This is a genomic window from Lysinibacillus sphaericus (assembly GCF_006864135.1).
In the GTDB taxonomy this organism is placed as follows: Bacteria; Bacillota; Bacilli; order Bacillales_A; family Planococcaceae; genus Lysinibacillus.
Genome location: NZ_SADV01000069.1, coordinates 1 through 476, shown reverse-complemented (window position 1 = coordinate 476; position 476 = coordinate 1). Strand labels below are relative to the sequence as shown.

Here is a 476-nt window from a genome sequence, read left to right as displayed (position 1 = left end):
GGAGCTCCATTGTTCAACAAATGAGTTGCATAGCTGTGTCTAAGTTGGTGTGGATGAATTTCTTTATTGATTTCAGCACGATTTGATATCCGCTTGATGATGTATCGCATTTGGGCAACACTCATTTTATGTGGCTGCCTTACTGTCACAAAGATGGCAGGATTATTGTCGGTACGGCTTTCAATATAACGTTTAAGCCATATGTCACAACGCGTATTAAAATAAACCTCCCTTTCCTTATCACCTTTTCCTCTAACGATTGCGGATTGATTGGACCAATTAATATGGTTCTTTTCTAAAGCAACTATTTCTCCAATTTGGCAACCAGTAGAAAACATGAATTCGAAAATCGCTTTTTCCATTGCGGAATGACAGGATTCACGGAGGTGTTCAATCTTCCGTTCGGTTAAATACTTGGGTATCCGCTTTCCTACTTTCGGTTCTTTAATTTTGGAAGTTGGATTCTTACTCAGGTA

At 39.1% G+C, this 476-nt stretch carries 1 protein-coding gene; it reads right to left on the bottom strand.

Translation table 11 applies throughout. The features are described 5' to 3' along the window. Positions 1-476, bottom strand: a 476-nt coding sequence (locus C7Y47_RS24735) for a tyrosine-type recombinase/integrase (RefSeq protein WP_142511134.1), incomplete at both ends; no start/stop codon positions are given.